The 16,377-nt window shown below is 70.5% G+C and carries 14 protein-coding genes and 2 pseudogenes; 13 read left to right on the forward strand and 3 right to left on the reverse strand.

Annotation, left to right across the window (positions count from 1 at the left end):
* Positions 1–126: 126 nt before the first annotated feature.
* Genes OG194_RS04410 through OG194_RS04420 form a run of 3 tightly spaced genes read left to right on the forward strand, consistent with a single transcriptional unit; the run spans position 127 to position 3,766 of the window.
* Positions 127–1,479 carry a flavin-containing monooxygenase gene (locus tag OG194_RS04410; RefSeq protein WP_442811490.1) on the forward strand — a complete coding sequence of 451 codons (1,353 nt, stop codon included), beginning with the start codon at positions 127–129 and terminating at the stop codon, positions 1,477–1,479.
* Complete coding sequence (locus OG194_RS04415; RefSeq protein WP_327399499.1) at positions 1,476–2,357, forward strand: SDR family NAD(P)-dependent oxidoreductase; 882 nt, start codon at positions 1,476–1,478, stop codon at positions 2,355–2,357. Before OG194_RS04410 ends, OG194_RS04415 begins: the two co-directional genes overlap by 4 nt.
* On the forward strand, positions 2,354–3,766 hold the full coding sequence (locus OG194_RS04420) for an aldehyde dehydrogenase family protein (protein WP_327399500.1): 1,413 nt from the start codon (positions 2,354–2,356) through the stop codon (positions 3,764–3,766). The genes OG194_RS04415 and OG194_RS04420 overlap by 4 nt, the downstream gene beginning before the upstream one ends.
* Before the next feature lie 16 nt (positions 3,767–3,782).
* Here the strand turns inward: OG194_RS04420 and OG194_RS04425 are convergent, their stop codons facing one another.
* Entirely contained in the window at positions 3,783–4,862 is a 1,080-nt protein-coding gene (locus OG194_RS04425) for an AraC family transcriptional regulator (protein ID WP_327399501.1), read from the reverse strand.
* Positions 4,863–4,994: 132 nt separating this feature from the next.
* Between OG194_RS04425 and OG194_RS04430 the strand changes: the two genes are divergently transcribed.
* The 6 genes and pseudogenes from OG194_RS04430 (at position 4,995) to OG194_RS04455 (ending at position 10,835) form a co-directional block, all read left to right on the forward strand.
* Positions 4,995–6,185, forward strand: a complete 1,191-nt coding sequence (locus OG194_RS04430) for an MFS transporter (RefSeq protein WP_327399502.1) — start codon at positions 4,995–4,997, stop codon at positions 6,183–6,185.
* A 102-nt stretch (positions 6,186–6,287) separates the two neighbouring features.
* Positions 6,288–7,877 (forward strand): purple acid phosphatase family protein, encoded by a 1,590-nt coding sequence (locus tag OG194_RS04435; RefSeq protein WP_327406976.1) that lies wholly within the window; start codon positions 6,288–6,290, stop codon positions 7,875–7,877.
* A gap of 97 nt (positions 7,878–7,974) precedes the next feature.
* Complete coding sequence (locus OG194_RS04440; RefSeq protein ID WP_327399503.1) at positions 7,975–8,502, forward strand: lanthionine synthetase LanC family protein; 528 nt, start codon at positions 7,975–7,977, stop codon at positions 8,500–8,502.
* Between the two features lie 104 nt (positions 8,503–8,606).
* A pseudogene (locus tag OG194_RS47585) lies at positions 8,607–9,311 on the forward strand (MFS transporter); the annotation flags it as partial.
* Positions 9,312–9,393: 82 nt separating this feature from the next.
* Complete coding sequence (locus tag OG194_RS04450; RefSeq protein ID WP_327399505.1) at positions 9,394–9,771, forward strand: hypothetical protein; 378 nt, start codon at positions 9,394–9,396, stop codon at positions 9,769–9,771.
* 2 nt (positions 9,772–9,773) lie between these two features.
* Positions 9,774–10,835 (forward strand): MsnO8 family LLM class oxidoreductase, encoded by a 1,062-nt coding sequence (locus tag OG194_RS04455; protein WP_327399506.1) that lies wholly within the window; start codon positions 9,774–9,776, stop codon positions 10,833–10,835.
* Here the strand turns inward: OG194_RS04455 and OG194_RS47590 are convergent.
* On the reverse strand, positions 10,789–10,968 hold the full coding sequence (locus OG194_RS47590) for a BTAD domain-containing putative transcriptional regulator (protein ID WP_442811780.1): 180 nt from the start codon (positions 10,966–10,968) through the stop codon (positions 10,789–10,791). The genes OG194_RS04455 and OG194_RS47590 overlap by 47 nt on opposite strands.
* A gap of 64 nt (positions 10,969–11,032) precedes the next feature.
* A pseudogene (locus tag OG194_RS47595) lies at positions 11,033–11,582 on the reverse strand (AfsR/SARP family transcriptional regulator); the annotation flags it as partial.
* Positions 11,583–11,785: 203 nt separating this feature from the next.
* Between OG194_RS47595 and OG194_RS04465 the strand changes: the two are divergent.
* The 4 genes from OG194_RS04465 to OG194_RS04480 all read left to right on the forward strand — a co-directional run bounded on the left by OG194_RS04465 (position 11,786) and on the right by OG194_RS04480 (position 16,278).
* On the forward strand, positions 11,786–12,820 hold the full coding sequence (locus tag OG194_RS04465) for a LacI family DNA-binding transcriptional regulator (RefSeq protein WP_327399508.1): 1,035 nt from the start codon (positions 11,786–11,788) through the stop codon (positions 12,818–12,820).
* Positions 12,821–13,111: 291 nt separating this feature from the next.
* Positions 13,112–14,398 (forward strand): ABC transporter substrate-binding protein, encoded by a 1,287-nt coding sequence (locus OG194_RS04470; protein ID WP_327399509.1) that lies wholly within the window; start codon positions 13,112–13,114, stop codon positions 14,396–14,398.
* 1 nt (position 14,399) lies between these two features.
* On the forward strand, positions 14,400–15,416 hold the full coding sequence (locus tag OG194_RS04475) for a carbohydrate ABC transporter permease (RefSeq protein WP_327399510.1): 1,017 nt from the start codon (positions 14,400–14,402) through the stop codon (positions 15,414–15,416).
* Positions 15,406–16,278 carry a carbohydrate ABC transporter permease gene (locus OG194_RS04480; RefSeq protein ID WP_327399511.1) on the forward strand — a complete coding sequence of 291 codons (873 nt, stop codon included), beginning with the start codon at positions 15,406–15,408 and terminating at the stop codon, positions 16,276–16,278. The genes OG194_RS04475 and OG194_RS04480 overlap by 11 nt, the downstream gene beginning before the upstream one ends.
* Positions 16,279–16,377: the final 99 nt, after the last annotated feature.

The following is a 16,377-nucleotide window of genomic DNA, read 5'->3' on the forward strand; positions in this document are numbered from 1 at the left end:
ACGCCCGTGACCGCGGCACGGCCGCTGGGGTCCGGTCCCTGGCCGCGCGGGTCAGTTCGCGCAGCTCAGCGAGTGCATACGTTTCCTCCACCATCCGTCGAACGGGACGAACGAGGAGGCAGGCTCGTGAAGGAAGACAGCCAGTTGGACACGTGTGTGATCGGGGCGGGGCCTGCCGGGCTGGCCGTCGCCCGGGCCCTGGCCGAGCGGAACCTGCCGTACACGCATCTGGAGCGGCACACCGGGCTCGGTGGTATCTGGGACATCGAGAACCCGGGCGGCCCGATGTACGAGTCGGCCCACTTCATCTCCAGCAGGACCCTGTCGGGCTTCGGCGGTTTCCCGATGCCGGACCACTTCGCGGACTATCCGCCGCACCGGCAGATCCTGTCGTACCTGCGGTCCTTCGCCGACGCCTACGGGCTGACGGAGCGGATCGAGTTCGGCGTCGGGGTGGAGAGCGTCGAGAAGAACGCGGACGGCACCTGGACAGTCGTCCGCGCCGACGGACAGGAGAGCCTGCACGGGCAGGTCGTGGTGTGCACGGGCTCGCAGTGGCACCCCAACATCCCTGAGATTCCCGGGGAGTTCGGCGGCGAGGTCCGGCACACCGCCGGGTATCGCAGCGCGGAGGAGCTGCGGGGCAGGCGGGTGCTGGTCGTGGGTGCGGGGAACTCCGGCTGCGACATCGCGTGCGACGCGGCCCGGACGGCGGACCATGCGGTGATCAGCATGCGGCGCGGGTACTGGTTCATCCCGAAGCACCTGTTCGGGCACCCGGTGGACACCATCGCCAACAGCGGTCCGCATCTGCCGATGTGGCTGGCACAGCGCGTCTTCGGCGGACTCCTGCGGATCGTCAACGGCGACCCGACCCGCCTGGGGCTGCAGAAGCCGGACCACAAGCTCTTCGAGACGCACCCGGCCATCAACTCGATGCTGATCCACCACCTCCAGCACGGCGACATCACCGCCAGGCCCGGCATGGCCCGCGCCAAGGGCGGCACCGTGCACTTCACGGACGGTACGAGCGACGACTTCGACCTGATCCTGTTGGCGACGGGCTACGTCCACAAAGTCCCGGTCGCGCAGCGGTACTTCGGCGACGAGCAGCATCCCGACCTGTACCTGTCGTCGTTCTCGCGCGAGCACCAGGGCCTGTTCGGGATCGGGTTCGTCGAGACCAACTCCGGCGCCTACCAACTCTTCGACAGCCAGGCCCAGTTGATCGCCGGATATCTGAACGACACGCGTCACGGTCTGCCCAACGCCGAGCGGTTCACCCAGATGATCCGTGCCGACCGACCGGACCTGTCCGGCGGGCTGAAGTTCGTCGCCTCGCCGCGGCACACCGGTTACGTCGACAGCGGGGCGTTCGTGAAGTACCTCGGCAAGGTCGCGCGCCAGATGGGCTGGCGTACCGAGGGCCAGGCTCCGCCGGTGCGGTCCGCCGCCCAGCGCGTGGAGGCGGCGGCATGAGCCGGAGGTTCGACTTCACCGACAAGGTCATGCTGGTCACCGGCGGCGCGGGCGGCATCGGCAGTGCGCTGTGCCACCGCTTCGCCGCGGGCGGCGCGCGCTGTGTCGTCGTCGACATCGACGAGGTCCGTGCGGAGAAGGTGGCCGCCGGGCTGCCCGGCGCCGGCCACACCGGCATCGGCTGCGATCTGCTGCAACGCGCCGATCTGGAGCGGCTGTTCGAGCGGATCGCCGATGCCTACGGCCGTCTCGACGTGCTGGTGAACAACGTGGGGATGACCAGCTCGGAGCGCTTCGACGTCCGCAGCGTCGAGAGCATCGAGCGGGAGATCACCCTCAATCTGACCTCCCCACTCATCGCGACCCGCATCGCGATCCCCCTGCTGAAGGCGTCCCGGGACGCCCGCGTGGTCACCACGGTCTCCCTCGGCGGGATTTTCCCGCTGGGCGAGACCCCGATCTACACGGCGTCCAAGTTCGGGCTGCGCGGCGCGATGCTCGCCATCGGGCTGGACCTGCGGAGCAAGGGCATCCTGGCCGGGTCGGTGCTGCCCTCGGCGACCGACACCCGGATGCTGCGCCAGGAGGCCGTGGACGGCGGCAACTCCATGCAGTTCCAGGACCAACCGCAGCAGCCCGCGAACGTCGTCGCGGCCGTCGTGGGCCTCCTGGACAGGCCCCGCCTGGAGGCCTACCCCCGCTCCGGCGAGTCCCGTCTGGTGCGGTTCGCGATGCTCGTGCCGAACCTGCTGCCCCGGATCTTCCCCCTGTTCCGCAGGCGCGGCGATCGCGGCATGGCCCGCTATCTGGAGGAACTCCGCCGCCGCGGACTGGCCCGACAGACCGACGGACGCTGGGAGTTGGTGGAGGAAGCATGACCACGAACGAGACCCTGACCATCGTCAACCCAGCCACAGGCGAACCGATCACCACCCTCCCCGCCGCGAGCGCCGACGACGTCACCAAGGCCGCCGAACAGGCACAACTCGCCTACGACACCGGGACTTGGTCACGTCGACCCGTCCGTGAACGTGCCGCCGTACTGCTCCGCCTGGCCGACCTCATGGAACGCGACGCCGAGATCCTCGCCCGGCTGGACAGCGAGGACGCGGGCAAGCCGATCACGGAGTGCCGTACGGGAGACGTGCCGGGCGCGATCGAGTCGATCCGCTGGTTCGCCGAGGCGGCGGACAAGGTCTTCGGCCGGATCGCACCGAGCGGACCCGACGGCCTGGGCCTCGTCACCCGCGAACCGGTCGGCGTGGGCGCGGCGATCCTCCCCTGGAACTACCCCCTGGCGATGGCCAGTTGGAAGATCGGCCCCGCCCTCGCGGCCGGCAACTGCCTCCTGCTCAAACCCGCCGAGGCGACCCCGCGTTCGGCCCTCCGCCTGGCCGCCCTGGCCACCGAGGCAGGCCTACCGGACGGGGTACTCACGGTCCTCCCCGGCTACGGCGACGAAGCCGGCGCGGCCCTCGCCCGCGACCCCCTCGTCCAAGCCGTCTCCTTCACCGGCTCCACCGCCACCGGCCGCCACATCCTCAAGGCCGCCGCCGACAGCAACTTCAAGCGCGTCTCCCTGGAGATGGGCGGCAAGAGCCCGCAGGTGCTGATGCCCGACGCGCTCTCCTACGGCGACGAGCTCATCGGCGACATGATCGAGGCCGCGTTCCTGACGATGGGGCAGAACTGCACCGCCGGTTCAAGGGTGTTGGTGCACCACGGCATCGCCGAGGAGGTCGTGGAGAGGTTCACCGCTGCGGCACGGAACCTCGTGATCGGCGATCCGGCCGACCCGCGCACCCAGCAGGGACCACTCGTCAACCGCGCCGCCTTCGACCGGGTCGCCGCTGCCGTGGACGCCGCTCGGGCGGCCGGCGCCCAGATCCACACCGCGGGACTCCCCCACGGGCTGCCCGCGCGCGGCGCCTACTACCCGCCCACCGTGATCACCCGCGCGCCCGCCGAAAGCGCCGTACTCACAAGGGAGTTGTTCGGTCCCGTGGTCACGGTCGAGACCTTCGGCTCGGAGGACGAGGCGGTGCGGATGGCCAACGCCACCGAGTACGGGCTCGCCGCCTCCGTCTGGACCCGCGACCTCGACACCGCGCTGCGGCTGGCCCGGGGCATCGAGGCGGGCGTGGTCTCCGTGAACGCGTACAGCGAGGGCGACATCACCACCCCGTTCGGCGGCTGGAAGCAGTCCGGGTTCGGCGGCGTGGAGAAGTCGACGAACGCCTTCGACCAGTGGACGCGGGAGAAGACGGTCTGGATCCGTACCCGTTGACCACCCGCTGACGGGGTCACTCTCGGTGCGCCACCGCCCGCAGCATCTGTTCCCGCAGCTGGACCGGGGACATGCCGTGCCAGCGGCGCACCGCGCGGCGCAGGGCGCGTTCGTCGGAGAAACCCGCGCGGCGGGCGATCTCACGGAGTGTCAACTCCGGGCGGAGCAGCAGCTGTTCGACGCGTTCCCGGCGTACGCCCTCGGCCAGGGCCTCGTACGTCGTGCCGCAGTCGGCGAGTCTGCGGCGCAGGGTCCGTTCGCTCGTCGCGTGCCGTCGGGCCTGTTCGCCGAAGGACGGGATCACCGGGAGGCTCTGCGCGACGGACACCTCCAGGACTTCGAGGAGGTCCTGCTGGTCGGTGCGGGAGGCGAGTTGGGCGTCGAGGGTCTCCAGGGTCGAGGCGTAGGTCACCGGGTCGCTGCCGGGCATCCGGGCGTGGGCCCAGGCGGGGTCGATGACGATGCGGTCGGCCGGGGCGCGGAAGCGGACCGGGCAGCCGAACAGGGCGCCGTAGATCTCGCGTCGGCGGGGTGGTGGCGAGGAGAACTCGACTACGCGCGGGGCGAAGTCCGGGCCGACGGCGAGCCGGGAGAGGGTGACGACGGAGGCGAAGCCCTCCTCGATCAGGAAGGTCGCCACGCTCGGGTCGACGGCGGGGTCGGGGAGGTCGGCGCGCAGGACGAAGGCGCCGTCCTCGCCGACCCCGGTCGACCACACGGTCATCGCGCCGGACAGGTTCTGGTACTTCACGCCGGTCTCGATGGCGTGCCGGAGTGTGTCGTCGGCCAGCAGCGCGAAGCCGAGCAGGCCCCAGGCGGTGAGGTGCTGTGCCGCTCCGACCCGCAGGCCCAGCCGCTCGTCGCCGGTGAGTTCCACCGCGCGCCGGATCACCGCGCTGCCCTGCCGGTACGACACCCGTAGCGCGGCGGAGCGCATCAGGGTCTCGTCGAGGCCGACCTCGTTCAGCAGGGGCCGTAGGTCGATGCCGCGTGCGTCGGCGACGACGACGAGATAGCGCAGGATGTTCGGCTGGATGGTCGCCGACGTGCTGCGGCTGGTCCCGGACGGGTCCGTCGGGGCCGGGGCTGGGAACATCGCACTCACCTCCTCGTGGGCGACCACCGTAAGCATCCGGACGGCACCGGTCGCGTGCGCCGGCCGCCGGAGTCCCCTCAACGGCCCCCGGCGTCCTGCGTCCGTGCCGCCATGGCTGACTACGGTCCGTGCATGTCAGTCCGTACTCCACGCCGGGCCCCGGTCGGGCGCCCCGCCGACCGGGCCGGTGCCCGAAGGGCGACGACCCTCGCGTTCGCCGCGCAGGGCATGTCCGTCGCCGCCGTGTACACGACCGTCCCCGCCGTCACCGAGCACCTGAGGCTGTCCCCGCTCCTGACCACCGCCACGCTGGTCGGGGTGGCCCTGACGGCGGGGGTCGGCAGCTTCCTGGGGCTGGCCGCGGTCCGTGTCGCCGGGCCCGTCGCCACGATGCGCGGGGCGCTGGTCACGGCCGCTGTCGCGCTCACGCTGATCGGCTGGGCTCCCGGCCCGCAGACCGTCATCTGCGCGTACGTCCTGTTCGGCCTCGCGGTCGGCGGCCTCGACGTCGGCATCAACACCCGGGCCGCCGCGATCGAACGCGCCTACGGCCGTAGCGTCTTCGGGTCCTTCTACACGGCGTGGAGCGTCGGTGGCGTGCTGGCGGCGCTGCTCACCGCCGGGGCGGCCCGGTTGGACCGGCCGGTGGGTGAGGGCCTCACCGTGCAGGCGGGCCTGCTGCTGGTCGTCACTCTCTGTCTCCGCACACACACCCTTCCCTCCGCCCAAGTACCGTCCGCGCAGCCGCCGTTGGGGCGCCGGCTGTGGCTGCGACTCCTCCCCTTCGGACTGGTCCTTCTCGTCGTCTACGTCGTGGACTCGACCGTGTCCGCCTGGTCGGCGGTGTATCTGCGGCAGACCCTCGGCGCGTCCCTCGCGGTGGCGCCGATGGCCTACGCGGCGTACCAGGCGGGCACGGTCGTGGGGCGGGCGACCGTGGACCGGCTGGTGCGGCGGGTCGGTACCGTCGCCGTCGTGCGCACGGCCGCCCTGGTGGTGGCGGGTGGTCTGGCGGGTGTAGCCACGGCTCCGAGCTGGCCGGTCGCCGTACTCGCGGCGGGAGTTGTGGGCCTGGGCGCGTCGGTGTTGGCGCCGCTGTGTCTGGCCTCCGCCGCGCGGTTGCGGCCCGCCGCCTCGGAGACGGTGCTGGCCCGGCTGAACCTCTTCAACTACGCGGGCGTCGTCACCGGCGGCGCGGTCAGCGGACTCCTCGGTTCCACCGGCGAGTTCCGGCTCGCGTACGCGGCACCGGCGGCGCTCGCGATGCTCGTCCTGACCGGTGCCCGCCATTTCACCCAGCCGCCGGGGACATCCGGGACATAGGAAACGAGCCAGGCAATGGGCGGGATATGGCCATCCCATGGGCAGGCCGCAATCGGTCGTTCAACCGGCGCTGCCAGCGTCGCGCCCATGAACACTCCTCGCATGGGCCTTCCCGACCGGCTCGCCGACACCTTGAGCATGCCCGAGCAACACGAATACCTCCGCCGCGCCTTCTCCCGGCGCGGTCTGCTGCGCGGTGGCGCGGTCGCCGCGACCGGGGTCGCCCTCGCGGGCGGCACCGCCGGTGCCGCGGCGGCGGCGACGCCCACGCTGGTGACGGGCTCGGCCACGGCCGCCGTGCACGGTTCGCTGGTCGCGCCGTTCGGGCGGCACATCGCCTACGGTGCCGATCCGCGGACGCAGATGCGGGTGTCGTGGCAGGTGCCGCTCCCGGTCAGGAAACCCTTCCTCCGGATCGGCCGCAGCCCCCTCGACCTGAGCCACCGCATACGGGCGGAGGTGCGCGACCTGTTCACACCGGCCGGGATCGGCAAGAGCGCGGACATCGACCAGTACTACGTGCACGCCGCGTTGGACAACCTGAGCCCCGACACCACGTACTACTACGGCGTCGGCCACGACGGCTTCGACCCGGCCGACGCGGGTGCCGCACACACCGTCTACTCCTTCACCACCGCGCCCCGGACGCACGGCACCCGGCCGTTCACGTTCACCGCCTTCGGTGACCAGAACCCGAGTTACACCTCGATCGGCCTCAACGCCCTTGTCCAGGCGCAGAATCCGGCGTTCCATCTGCACGCGGGCGACATCTGCTACGCGGAGGAGACCGGGCACGGTCTGCCCGCCGACGCGAGCAACTACGACGCCCGTCAATGGGATTCGTTCCTCGCGCAGATCGAGCCGCTGTCGAGCCGGGTGCCGTGGATGGTGGCGTTCGGCAACCACGACATGGAGTCCTGGTACTCCCCCAACGGCTACGGCGGCAACGAGGCCCGTTTCACCCTCCCCACCAACGGTTTTGACGCCACATCAGCTCCCGGTGTCTACTCCTTCGTCCACGGCAACGTGGGCGTGGTCTCGGTCGACGCGAACGACGTGTCGTACGAGATTCCCGCCAACAAGGGCTACACCGGCGGCAAGCAGACCACGTGGCTCGACAAGCGGCTCACCGAACTCCGGGCCCGGACGGACGTCGACTTCATCGTCGTCTTCCACCACCACTGCGCCTTCTCGACCACCAGCTCGCACGCCTCCGAGGGCGGGGTGCGCGAGCAGTGGGTGCCGCTGTACGAGAAGCACCAGGTGGACCTGGTGGTCAACGGTCACAACCACGTCTACGAGCGCACCGACCCGGTCGTCCAGGACAAGGCCGTCCGCACCCTGCCCATCGGCGGCACCCACGAGCCGACCCGTGGCGGTGTCGTGTACGTGACGGCGGGCGCGGGCGGCGAGAGCGTGTACAGCTTCCCGGTCGCCGACAGTTACGAGGGTCACGAGGACGCGATCGACTCGGTGCCGACGTACTGGACGGGCAAGGACGGCCAGGTCACCGAGAACGTCGACTGGTCCCGGGTCCGTTACACCGGCTACTCGTTCATCCGCGTCGACGTCGAACCGGCCACCCCCGGTCGTACGACGACCCTCACAGTGCGGGCGCTGGCCGCGACCGGCGCCGAGGTCGACCGGTTCACGGTGTCCCGCAAGGTGAAGAAGGCCGGGCACGGCCACTAGGACGACATGGAGTGGCGGCCACCCGCGTCGTGCCGGTGACCGCCACTCCAGCGCTCGGGGCTGCCCGTCAACTGGCCCTGGCGAGCAGGGCCTTGGCGTGGCGGCGGGGTTCCAGGGCGGCCGCGACGAGGTAGCTGCCGCCGCCCGCGAGGGCGAGTACCGATGCAGCCGCCGCGCAACGCGCCACTACTGGGACGAGGGCACCGCCGGCATCCTGACCACCCTTCTCCGCTACCACCACGTGACCGGGGACGAGACCCTCGGCAAGCACATCGAGGAGCTGCTGCCGGCCGTACGGCGCAAGTACACGACGTTCCCGCAGCTGTTCCACGGGATCAGCGGCCTCGGCAACGCGCTCCTGGACGCGTACGAGTTCCTGGGCGACCCCGAGTTGCTGGGCGACGCGGAGCGCGCGGCCGAGGCGGTGCTGTGCAGCGCGGTGCAACGGCCGGAGGGCGTGGTGTTCCCGGGTGAGCAGACCGTGCGGGAGAGCTGTGACCTGGCCACCGGTTCGGCCGGTGTCGCGCTCTTCCTGGACCGGTTCCGCAGGACCGGCCCCGGCGCGCGCACCAACACCCACTTCCTTCTGGACGACCTGCTTTCGCCGTCCCGGACCGACGCATGACCGCCACCGTGCCCCTGAACACGGTCAACACGCCCCGACTGAGCCGCAATCGGGAGTTCCGGCTCCTGTGGATCGGCCAGGCGCTGTCGGACTTCGGTTCGTCGATGACGTTCATCGTCATGCCCCTGGTGCTGCTGGCGGCCGGCTACTCCGCCACGGTCGCCGCGACCATCGGCACGGCCTCCCTGGTCGTCGCCCTGGTGACCCGGCTCCCGGCCGGCTACCTCAGCGACCGCTACGACCAGCGCACGCTGATGCTCCTCTGCGACCTGTTCCGGATGGTCGCCGTAGGAGCGGTGGCGCTGTACGCGCTGCTACGACCCGTGCCGATCGCGCTGGCCCTGGCGACCGTGATCGTGTCGGACGCGGCGCTTGAGGTGTTCCGCCCGGCCCAGAACAAGGTGATCCGACGGGTCGTCCCGACCGAACAGCTGGGCGCCGCCCTGTCGTTGAACCAGGCCCGGGCCTACGGCGCCGACATCGCGGCACCGGCGGCGGCCTGGCTGCTGCTGTCGCTCTCCCCCTCCCTCCCGTTCACGGTGGACGCGCTGACCTTCGGCGCCTCCGCGCTGTGCGTGGCCGCGGCGGTCCGGTCGAGACACACCGCCGCAACACACGCGAGCACCACACGCCCTGACCGTGCCCGCTTCCGGACCGAATTCACCGCGGGCTGGCGGTACTTGATCAGGGACCCGTTCATGCGCTGTTCCGCCGCGTACTTCGCCGGCATCAACGTGGCGTTCTCCGCCCTGGCGTTCGCGCTGATCCTCGGCGTGGGCAGGGAGCCCCACGGAGCGGTCGTGGTGGGAACGGCCATGAGCGCGGCGGCGGTTGTCGGCCTGACCGGCTCCCTGCTCACCCCCCCTCTTCCAGCGGCGCGTCTCCCTGAAGGTGACCCTCGCGGCGGCGCCCGCGCTCGGGGCCGCGCTGCTGGCCCTCGCCTGGGCGGGCGGCGGCACCGTCGCGTTCGTCGCCGGCTTCTGCGCGCTGTGCCTGCTCACCCCGGTGACCGCGGCGACGTTCGCCACGATCATGGCGGTCGCCGTACCGGAGGAGATCTACGGCCGGGTCACCACCACCGGCGGCCTGCTCGCCCAACTCCTCCAGCCCCTGGGGCCGTTGGCCGCCGGACTGCTGCTGGCCCGGCTGTCGCTGCCCTCGACCGCCGGGGTCCTCGCGGTGGCACTGGCCCTGCTGGCCGGTGTCCCCCTCGCCCTGCCCGCACCCACACAGCCCACCACCCCAGTCCAGGACAGGAGTTCCTCGTGAGCATGCCCCAACCCCCTCTCGGTGCCGACGGCGCCAGTCCCTCCGTCCTCCTCTCCGTGCTGGAGATCGGCGCGACGGACGGCCGGTCGCCGGCCGCGCAGGTCGTCCAGGAGATCGCCGGCGTCGCCCGGGTCAGCGAGGAGTGCGGGTTCCACCGCTTCTGGGTCGCCGAGCACCATGGCTCGCCCGACCTCGTCAGCAGCGCACCGCCGGTCCTCATCGCCCACATCGCGGCCGTCACCCGACACATCCGGGTCGGCTCGGGCGGGGTGATGCTTCCCAACCACGCCCCCTACGTCGTGGCCGAACAGTTCGCCACACTGGGCGCCCTGCACCCCGGCCGGATCGACCTCGGCCTGGGCCGCTCCTCCAGCACGGCGGGCACCGGGACCTACGGCGCGCCGCTGAAGGCGGCACTCCGACGCGACGACAGGGCGACCACCGAGTTCCCCGCCCTGATCGACGAACTGACCGGCTTTCTCGACCCGTTGGTGACGGACCCCCGGGACGACTCGGCCCTGTTCCTGTCCCCCCGGGTCGCCGCGACGACCGAGATCCACGTCCTGGGAGCCGGCGAGGGTTCGGCACGTGTCGCCGCCGAACGCTCACTGCCGTTCGTCTACGGCCATCACCTGGGCCGCTCCAAGTGCCGCCCGGCGGCGGTGGAACGCTACCGGGAGGCGTTCGTCCCCGGCCCGCGCGATGCCCGCCCCTACGTCATCGCCTCACTCAACGTGCTGTGCGCGGAGAGCGACGACGAGGCCGAGCGGCCGGCCCCGCACGCCGCCCGCCGGACCGTACGGCAACGCGGGGGAACCGCCCCGGACGAGGCCCTGCCGCCGGCCCGGGACGAGTTCCTCGCCCACCGGTTCCTGGAGGATCAGCAGGTGGTGCACGGCGCCCGGGACACGGTGGTCAAGGCCATCGACCATGTGGCGAGCACACTGGACGCCGACGAGATCATGCTCGTCCCCATCGACCTCACCGGAACGGAACGCGCCCGGACCCTGCGCATGCTCACGGGCCGACGGGCGCCGACCTCGACGCCCGCCCGGGTCGGCTGACCAGGTCCTTGCCGCCGGTCAGCAGGGAGCGGTACAGGGCTTCGAGCACCAGGCTGGGGCCCAGGCCGAACTCCCCGGCCAGGAGCTGCCGGTACTCGTCGTAGACGGCGAACGCCTCGGTCTGGCGCCCCAGTTGGAACTTGGAACAGCGTGTTCATATGGGCGGCCAGCAGGCGTTCGCGGTGCGGATGCAGCACCGTCAGATCGGCGATCGTACCGGCGACCGCCCGCGCGTTGCCCTGCCACAACTCGGCCTCCGCCCAGTCCTCGTAGACCTGGCGGTACTGCTTGTCGAGGTGGTCGGCCTCGTCGGACAGGGGTAGAACATCGGAGTTCCGGCAGCGCGGGTCCGCTCCACAGGTGCAGCGCCCGGTTCGACAACCGGGCGGTGAGGGCGAGTTCGCCGCTGTCCGCCGTCTCGCGTCCGGCGGTGGCGAGGCTCCGGAACCGTAGCGAGCCCAGTTCCTCCTCGCCCACCGACAGCAGATAGCCGCCCGTCCCACGGACCAGCCGACCGCCCGCGCCGCTGTCGGCTAGGAGTCTCCGCAGCGCCCAGACGCATACCTGGACGTTCTTCCGTGCCGTCCTGGGCGGTCCGCCGTCCCACAGGGCATCCGTCAACACGTCCACGGAGACAAGGGTGTTGGGACGGCACAACAGCATGGCGAGAAGCATGCGCTGCTTGAGCGGCCCGAGCGGCAGCGGCCCGTCGTCCCCCCTCCGCCGATGACGGACAGCGGACCCCATACGGAGAACCGAACCTGGCCGGGCCGCTGATCGGCCGCCCCTGCACGCATCTGTACCCCCAACTGTCGGACCACAGGACGAAAGAGTGATCCCCGGAACCTCACCTGTCGCGTCCGGTTCCGTTGAACGGAACCGGACGACCGGTCGGCCGCCCCGCTCCCTCCCTTGCCGCCCGTCCACCCGGCCCGGCTACAGTGCACACCGTGTGGGCGGACAACCAGGAGCGCGAGCCGCGCGCCGACGGACCCCGGCGGCGGGCCACGATCCATGACGTCGCGCAGCTGGCCGGGGTGTCCCGGCAGACGGTGTCCCGCGCGGTCAACGACAAGGGTGAGATCGACCCCGCCACCAAGGAACGCGTCCTGGAGGTCGCGCGCCTGCTGGACTACCGGCCGAGCCGGTTCGCGCGGGGGCTCGTCCGCAAGGGCGCGGTGACGGCGGGGCTGGTGATCCCGGATCTGATGAACCCGTTCTTTCCCGAGGTGGCCGCCGGTGTGCTGGAGGCGGCCGAGGAGCGCGGCTGGCAGGTCGTGGTGTGGGACTCGCGCACCGACGAGGACAGGGAGCTCCAGGCGCTGGACAAGTTCTCCCATCAGGCGGACGCGGTCGTCGGCTACTTCAAGAACCCGGACGACGTACTCGCCCGGCACCTCGGCGGTGTTCCGACCGTGGTGCTCGAACGCGGGCCGCACCAGACCCGGTTCGGGGCCGTCGGCATCGATGCCGCCGCCGGTGTCGCGCGGGGAATGGCTCATCTGGTGCGTGCGGGGCACCGTCGGATCGGCATGCTCGACGGCGATCGGATCGACGCCCCGGGGCCCCGAAGAGAGGCCTTTCTGACCGCCGTACGACAGCACCGACTCCCCGTCGACGGTTCGTGGGTCGTGCCCAGCCCCGAGCACAGCGTGGCGGGTGGTGCGGCGGCCATGGGTCACCTGCTCGACGCGCGGCCCGAGTTGACCGCCGTCTTCGGGTTCAACGACCTGATCGCCATCGGTGCGATGCGTGCGGCCCGGAGTCGTGGACTGCGGGTGCCCGACGACCTGGCCGTACTGGGCTTCGACGGGCTGTCTCTGGGCGAGTTGGTGGAACCGGCGCTCAGCACCCTGCACATCGACAAGCGGCGTCTTGGCCGGCTGGCCGTCGAGCAGGTGGCCCGACTCAGCGCGGGGCAGGAGCCGTTGACCGGCGCCGACGCCTGGGTGATTCCCCAACTGGTGCTGCGCGCCTCGGCGTAGCCCCGGTGCGGGTCCGTTGACGCCTGCTTCGGCCGCCCTGTCCCACTGGCCGTAGAAAGCGCCAACACAACTACCGTGCACGTCCCTTGACACTGGTTTTCGGCCGCCTCGATACTCGACGGCAACGTTCACGTGAACGTTCACGTCCCCACGTGACCGCCCGGTTTCACGCCGCCCGATGTCGGACCACCCCCACCTCATCGACCGTCGTCGACGTCCTCGCCTCTCCCCCCTCCTCCCCCGGCCGTGGCATGTCCGGAAAGTGAGTGCGCGCCCATGGAATTCCGAACGATGTCCCGCAGACGACTGCTGGGGGCCTCCCTCGGCGGTGCGGGTGCCGCCCTGTTGGGTCTGTCGGGGTGCGGGAGCTCCGACGGCTCCGTCTCGGCGGGCACCGACCACCTGAGCATCTGGTACTGGAACGGCGCGCTGAGCGACAAGCTCCTGGCCGTCTCCGCCCGCGGTGTGCCTGGCGTACCGGGGCTGAAGGTGAAGGGCTCGCCGATCGCCGGCGACTACAGGTCGAAGCTGCGCACCAGCATGGCGGCCCGGGCCTACGTGCCGGACCTGGCCTGCGCGAACTCCGACGTCTCGGTGTTCTTCCCGGACGAGGAGGAGTTCCTGGATCTGAGGAAGCTCGGCGCCGGGGCCCTGGAGGACCAGTACCTCAACTGGAAGTGGAAGAGCGGGATCAGCCCGTCCGGGCGGATGATCGGCTTCCCGCTCGACGCGGGTCCGACCGCGCTCTACTACCGCCGGGACCTGTTCGAGAAGGCGGGCCTGCCCACCGAACCGGCGGACGTCGCGGAGGCGACCGCGACCTGGGACAAGTACCTCGCGCTCGGCCGGACGCTCAGGTCCAGGGCGCCCGGCAAGCCGTTCCTGGTCTCCCAGATCAGCTACGTCTTCCGGATGGCCCTGTACCAGAGCCCGAAGCAGTTCGTGGACGCCGACAACCACTTCATCGGCGACCAGCAACACGTCAAGCGGGCCTGGGACTTGGCGGTGGAGACCTACCGACAGGGCCTCAGCGCCCGGGTGTTGGACAGCACACCCGACTACAACGCGGCCATGGGACGCGGCAAGGTCGCCTCGATGATCACGGCGGTGTGGGCGATCGGCGGACTCAAGGACGTGGCGCCGAAGACCTCCGGTGCCTGGCGGCTGACGGCGCTGCCCGGCGGTCCGACGAACTACGGCGGCTCGTACGTGACCATCACCCGCTACTGCCGTGACCCCGAGGGCGCCTTCGCGTATCTGAAGTGGCTGCTCGGGCCGGAGAACCAGCTGAAGAGCTATCAGGAGATGGCCCTGTTCCCCACCACCCCGGCCGCGTACAGCAAGCCGGCGATGCGCAGGCCCGACCCCTTCTTCGGCGGCCAGATACCCGTCGACGTCTTCGGCCCGGCCGCGGAGAAGGCCCCGGTCATCTTCTTCAGCCCCTACGAGGACATCTGCAACACCCCCGTCTTCCAGGAGCTGACCAACGTGGAAACCCTCGGCAAGAACCCCGACAAGGCCTGGCGGGACGCCATGAACGCCTGCGAGCGGACGCTGTCGCAGCAGGGGGTGAGCTGAGATGGCGACCGTCGCGGGAGCGGAGCGGGCACCTACGGCCGGAAGCGCGGCCGAGACGGCGCGTGGAGCCAACGCCGGTGCCCCGCGCGGGCGTTGGCGACGGCACGTGCCGCCGTATCTCGCCATCTCGCCGTACTACGTGCTGTTCGCGGTCTTCGGCGCGTTCCCCGTGGGGTTCTCGCTGTATCTGTCCTTCCAGGACTGGGACGGCATCGGCGACATGCGGTTCGTGGGGCTCCAGCAGTACCGCTGGCTGCTGCACGACTCGGTGTTCTGGCACTCGATCCTGAACACCTTCGAGATCTGGTTCATGTCGACGGTGCCGATGCTGTTCCTGGCGCTGGTCATCGCGTTCCTGCTGAACGCGCAGGTGCGGCACGCCACCGCCTACCGGGTCGCGTACTTCATCCCGAACGTGACCTCGATGGTCGCCATGACCATCGTCTTCGGCTCGGTGTTCGCACAGGCCGGCCTGGCCAACTCGCTGTTGAAGGCGGTCGGGGCGGACGGCGTCAACTGGCTGACGTCCTCGCTCGGCATCAAGTCGGCGATCTCCATCATGATCATCTGGCGCTGGGTCGGCTACAACGCGCTGATCTTCCTGGCGGGCCTCCAGGCCATCCCCACCGAGCTGTTCGAGGCGGCGCGGGTCGACGGGGCGAGCAGTCGGCAGACCCTTTTCCGGGTCCTGGTACCGCAGTTGAGGCCGGTGATCCTCTTCGCGGTCATCACGTCCACCATCAACGGCCTCCAGATCTTCACCGAGTCGCAGGTGCTCTTCTACTCGGACGACCCCGGCACCACCGGCGGCCCCGGCCAGGAAGGTCTGACCATCGTGCTCTACCTCTGGCAGAAGGCCTTCAACGACCACCAGTTCGGCTACGGCGCGGCGATCGGCTGGTCCCTGTTCGCGATCATCGCGCTGTTCGCGATCATCAACTGGCGGCTGGTGTCCGGCTCCGGGCGCGAGGACCGTCCCCGTATCGCCTGGCGCAAGGGAGCCCGCAATGGCCGCTGACCGGACGACCGCCGTCGGCGCGGGACTCGCCATCGGTTCCGGCAGCAGGCGCTCCCGCGTAGCTGTGCGGGTGTTGCTGCTGCTCGGCGTGCTGGTGTCGCTGTTCCCCTTCTACTGGCTCGTGGTGATGGCCTCGATCACCACCCAGGAGATCCTCCGGTTCCCGCCCCGGCTGGTGCCGGGCACCCATCTCCTGGAGAACATGCGCCAGGTGATCCACCGGATCGATTTCTTCGGTTCGCTGTTCAACACCGTCGTCGTCTCGGTGGCGGGCACGGTACTGGTGCTGTTCTTCGACTCCCTCGCCGCGTTCGCCTTCGCCAAGTACGAGTTCCCGGCGCGGAAGCTGCTGTTCGGCATCCTGTTGGCGACGTACATGATTCCCGGCCAGCTCTCGCTCGTGCCCCAGTTCGTCACCATGGCCGACTTCGGCTGGGCCGGTTCGCTCAAGGCCCTCGTGATACCCGGGGCGGCCAACGCGTTCGGAATATTCTGGATGCGGCAGTATGCCCAGAACTCACTGCCCGACGAACTCCTGGACGCGGGGCGGATCGACGGGGCCGGTTTCTTCCGCCTCTACTGGCAGGTGGCCCTGCCGCTGTTCCGGCCGGCGCTCGCCTTCCTCGGCATCTTCACGTTCATCCAGCTCTGGAACGACTACATCTGGCCCCTGGTCGTGCTGGTCAACCCCGACCGGCTCACCCTCCAGGTCGCCCTGGCCAACCTCAACGTGGCCTACAACACCGACTACGCGGTGGTGATGGCAGGCGCCCTGATGAGCGTGATCCCGCTGATCGTGGTGTTCCTCGTCGGCGCCCGGCACTTCCTGCGCGACCTCGCGGCAGGCGCCACGAAGATGTGACCCGAAGGCGGCACCCGAAGACATGACGGGAAATGCCGTGATCGCCTCGCCTCCCCGTGCCCTATGGGCGACAAAGTGGCTTTCTTTCCGCCCGCTGTC

The sequence above is a fragment of the Streptomyces sp. NBC_01288 genome (assembly GCF_035982055.1).
Lineage (GTDB): Bacteria > Actinomycetota > Actinomycetes > Streptomycetales > Streptomycetaceae > Streptomyces.